Source organism: Microbacterium sp., from assembly GCF_011620715.1.
GTDB lineage: Bacteria > Actinomycetota > Actinomycetes > Actinomycetales > Microbacteriaceae > Microbacterium.
The window spans coordinates 9,016-12,345 of record NZ_WOYP01000062.1 but is presented as its reverse complement, the minus strand read 5'-3'; the positions used below and the strand labels follow the sequence as shown (position 1 = coordinate 12,345).

4 protein-coding genes are annotated in these 3,330 nt (G+C 67.5%); 1 reads left to right on the top strand and 3 read right to left on the bottom strand.

The features are described 5' to 3' along the window. Positions 1-90: 90 nt before the first annotated feature. Positions 91-987 (bottom strand): UTP--glucose-1-phosphate uridylyltransferase GalU, encoded by an 897-nt coding sequence (gene galU, locus QZV84_RS05765; protein WP_292826684.1) that lies wholly within the window; start codon positions 985-987, stop codon positions 91-93. 254 nt (positions 988-1,241) lie between these two features. Between galU and QZV84_RS05760 the strand changes: the two genes are divergently transcribed. Continuing rightward, positions 1,242-1,856, top strand: coding sequence for a hypothetical protein (locus tag QZV84_RS05760; protein ID WP_292826681.1), 615 nt, complete (start codon positions 1,242-1,244; stop codon positions 1,854-1,856). Here QZV84_RS05760 and QZV84_RS05755 read toward each other — a convergent pair. Both QZV84_RS05755 and QZV84_RS05750 read right to left on the bottom strand, forming a co-directional pair. Next, entirely contained in the window at positions 1,846-3,012 is a 1,167-nt protein-coding gene (locus tag QZV84_RS05755) for a hypothetical protein (protein ID WP_292826678.1), read from the bottom strand. The genes QZV84_RS05760 and QZV84_RS05755 overlap by 11 nt on opposite strands. Next, on the bottom strand, positions 3,005-3,330 hold a 326-nt coding region (locus QZV84_RS05750; RefSeq protein ID WP_292826675.1), incomplete at its 5' end, for an ATP-binding protein. The genes QZV84_RS05755 and QZV84_RS05750, both read right to left, overlap by 8 nt.

Here is a 3,330-nt window from a genome sequence, read left to right as displayed (position 1 = left end):
GTGCCCGAGCCCGTGCCACCCGCTCCTGAAGATTCGTCGACTCCTACGCCCACACCGACAATGACTCCTCAACTGTGATGAGAGTCGGGGTCATTCCGGCAGGGTCGGCGCTATCTCCTTGATCCACGTGGCAAGGTCAGGTCCGAGATCCTCACGGTCGAGGGCGAGCAGGATGCTGGACTTCAGGTAGTCGAGGCGATCGCCGGTGTCGTAGCGACGACCCGAGAAGATGACCCCCAGCACCGGGCCGGCGATCGACTCGTCGGCCGCGAGCTCTTCGAGCGCATCGGTGAGCTGGATCTCGCCGCCCTTGCCCGGTTCGGTGTTCTCGAGCACCTCGAAGATCTCGGGCTTGAGCACGTAGCGGCCGATGATGGCGAGGTTGCTCGGCGCCTCGGCCGCGGACGGCTTCTCGACGAGCGCCTTGACGGTCACGACATCGGCCTCGTCGGTGGGGTCGACATCCGCGCAGCCGTACAGGTGGATCTGCGCAGGGTCGACCTCCATGAGCGCGACGACGGTCGCCGACTGACCCAGTGAAACCTCGATCATGCGGGACAGAAGCGGGTCGCGGGCGTCGATCAGGTCGTCACCGAGCATGACGGCGAACGTCTCGTTGCCGATGTGCTTCTTGGCGCGCAGCACCGCGTGCCCAAGACCCTTCGGGTCGCCCTGGCGCAGAAAGTGGATGTCGGCGAGCGAGCTCGGCTCCATCACCCGGGCGAGCCTGCCGTGGTCGCCCTTCGCGCCGAGGGTGTGCTCGAGTTCGGTGACCCGGTCGAAGTGGTTTGCGAGGGCGTTCTTGTTGCGGCCGATGATCACGAGGATGTCGTCGATTCCGGCGGCGACGGCTTCTTCGACGACGTACTGGATGGCCGGCTTGTCGACGACGGGAAGCATCTCTTTCGGCATCGCCTTGGTCGCGGGAAGGAACCGGGTGCCGAGTCCCGCAGCGGGAATCACGGCCTTGATCGAGTGAGTGGTCATGCGAACGAACGTATCGACTCTGCGTGACTGGAATGTTTCGCGTCAATGACATCGAGGGAGACCCGAAAAGAACCTCTGACCTGGGTTGAAATGCAACTTTTCGCAATCGAGGAGAAATGGCTGTCCACCGAAGAGGGGACACGGAGACCCCCGAGAGCCGCCCATAGACTGGCCAGATCCGGTCGCAGGCGTCTGGTGAGCATCTTCTTCGGAGACACTTCTTTCGGAAACACAGAGGGCACAAGGGGCCGCACATGCGCACGTCGAATCGCAGAACCGCACGGGCCGGCGCAGCAGTGCTGATCATCGCTCTCGCGCTGACCGGCTGCAGCGCGCCGCCGTGGATCACGCCGAGCGCGTCGCCGACGGTGTCGCCGAGCAGCACCGAGGCGGCCCAGCCCGTGCCGAACGATCTGTCATCGGGCTCCACCGAGCGCGCACTCACCGCCGGACCGCTCACCATCTCGATCGACTACTGGTCGACGCTGACGATGGACAAGTGGACCGCTGACGCGCTCAAGCCGGTCAGCCTGTCGATGATCACGACGATCACGCCCAACGACGGTCAGAAGGTGTACCTGCAGCGCGCGACGATGATCGCGACGCCGATGTCGGCGACCGAGACGTTCGAGGCGCTGAGCGCCCAGGTCGACAGCGCCACCACGAGTCCCGGGTATCTCGTGCTCGATCCGTACAGCTACTCGCAGACCTTCACCGTCGGGCCGACGCCGAAGGGCGCCACCTACGTCTCGCTCGAGTTCACGTACGAGTTCCTCGTGCAGGCCACACCCACCTCGAGCGACTACGCCAAGCAGACCGCGACCGACACGATCACGGTCGCCATCATGGACTCCGTCATCACGCAATAGGCGCTGGCGCACCCGCCCAGCGCCATCGGTCGCCACCCTGCTGCTGCGCCTCGTCGGCGACCGTGCCGGCCGCTGCGGCGAGCGACTCGAACGAGTCGGTGGCGGAATCGACCGCCGCGATGCCCGCGCTCGCTGAGATGTGCAGGCTGGTCGGCGCCCGATCGTCGGTCGCGGAAACCTGGTTCAGCACCGCGCGCACGAACTCCCGCACGCCTGCAGCGGACTGCGAGGCGAACACCTGCACGTGCCCTGGGGCAGCCCGCCCGAGGTCGGCCTCGGCGGGCACGGTCGCGGCGATGATGTCTTCGAACCGCCGCACCATCGAGCCGAAGGCCGCGTCGCCGGTTGCCTCGCGCAGATCCCGGGCATCGTCCAGGCGGATGTCGATGAACGACCAGCTCTGCTCCCCTCGGCGGCGGGCGCGCAGCAGCTTCTCGCGCACCACCGCGCGCATGACCGCTTCGGGCAGGAACGCGTCCGCCGCCTCGATCACATCGCGCGCGCCGATGCGCCGATTGGCGAGGAAGAGCAGACTGACCGTGACGCAGATGACGTAGACGGTCGTCACGATCACCACGCCGCGGATGAAGAGCACGTCGGTCTCGTCGCTCGAACCCGCAGCGCTGCCGACCACGCCGACCGTTCCGAGCAGCAGCAGCACCACCGAGGCCACGACCAGGGGGATGCCGAACCGAGAGCCGTCGAACGCGCCCCGCAGCACCTCGAACGCGCCGAGAGCCGCGCCGACCGCGGACGCGAGGAACAGCCAGCGGAACACCGTGAAGCCGACCTCGAGATCGGTCGTCAGCGTGAGCACCAGCACCGATGCGATCGACTGGGTGAACCCGATCCACGCGTACGAGCGCTTGTCCTGCGCAGCCCGGAGTCCCGACCAGATCACGATCGGCATCCCGAAGATGATGCCCACGCCGACCGGATGCAGCAGCACATCGGTGCCCATGGCGGCGGAGGCCAGCAATCCGTACGATCCGAGCAGAGCGAGCAGCAGCGCGAACGTCCACAGCAGCATCGCCCGACTGGCCCTGCCGAGCAGGCCGAGCCCGATCATGAGCGCGACGCAGACGGTCACCGCGGTGGTGAGCCCGACGACCAGGTCGCCCGGGCCGCCGAGGACGACGGTGGCGAGCTCACGCATCGGTCGTCTCCCGTCGCGGATCGGGGTCGGGTGCGGACAGCCGGCCGGCGCCGGCATCCGTCTCGGCCGGCAGGCTCACGGTCACGACCGTGCCCTGCCCCGGCGCGCTCGTCACGGACACATCACCGTGATGCTCGTCGACGAGCGATCGCACGATGCCCATGCCGAGCCCGGTCCCGGTGATCGAGCTCGCCTCCGCCGCCGCGGCCCGGAAGTACGGCTCGAAGATGCGCTCGAGCTCGGCCGGCGCCATGCCCATGCCCGTGTCGGTGATGCAGAGCACGGCCTGGTCGTGCTGCGCCGTACCGTCCGATGACG

Excerpts from the sequence above, each read along its gene's own strand:
- QZV84_RS05760 (WP_292826681.1), top strand. The coding sequence starts at position 1,242 with ATGCGCACGTCGAATCGCAGAACCGCACGGGCCGGCGCAGCAGTGCTG.
- QZV84_RS05755 (WP_292826678.1), bottom strand. The coding sequence starts at position 3,012 with ATGCGTGAGCTCGCCACCGTCGTCCTCGGCGGCCCGGGCGACCTGGTC.
- galU (WP_292826684.1), bottom strand. The coding sequence starts at position 987 with ATGACCACTCACTCGATCAAGGCCGTGATTCCCGCTGCGGGACTCGGC.